Source organism: Pseudomonas sp. IPO3747, assembly GCF_013385245.1.
Taxonomy (GTDB): Bacteria; Pseudomonadota; Gammaproteobacteria; order Pseudomonadales; family Pseudomonadaceae; genus Aquipseudomonas; species Aquipseudomonas edaphica.
In genome coordinates this window covers 3030-3281 of the sequence record NZ_JACAQL010000035.1, presented here as the reverse complement: position 1 = coordinate 3281, position 252 = coordinate 3030, and the positions used below count along the sequence as shown (strand labels likewise).

General features: G+C 50.4%; 1 rRNA gene. It reads right to left on the bottom strand.

What is annotated here, in order from left to right:
* Nucleotides 1–67: 67 nt before the first annotated feature.
* Nucleotides 68–183: ribosomal RNA gene (gene rrf, locus HX790_RS29180) — 5S ribosomal RNA — on the bottom strand.
* Nucleotides 184–252: the final 69 nt, after the last annotated feature.

Sequence of the window (252 nt, the reverse complement as noted above, 5' to 3'; positions counted from 1 at the left end):
GCCCACGCTTTTCGACCGCCCAAAACAAAACCCCATCTGCTTTCGCAAATGGGGTTTCGGAATTTAATCTTGACGATGACCTACTCTCACATGGGGAAACCCCACACTACCATCGGCGATGCATCGTTTCACTACTGAGTTCGGGATGGGATCAGGTGGTTCCAATGCTCTATGGTCGTCAAGAAATTCGGGTACTGAGTCGTAGCCAGTTGGCTTCGCTTCAGCAAATTGGGTATGTGACAGCTTTCGGTG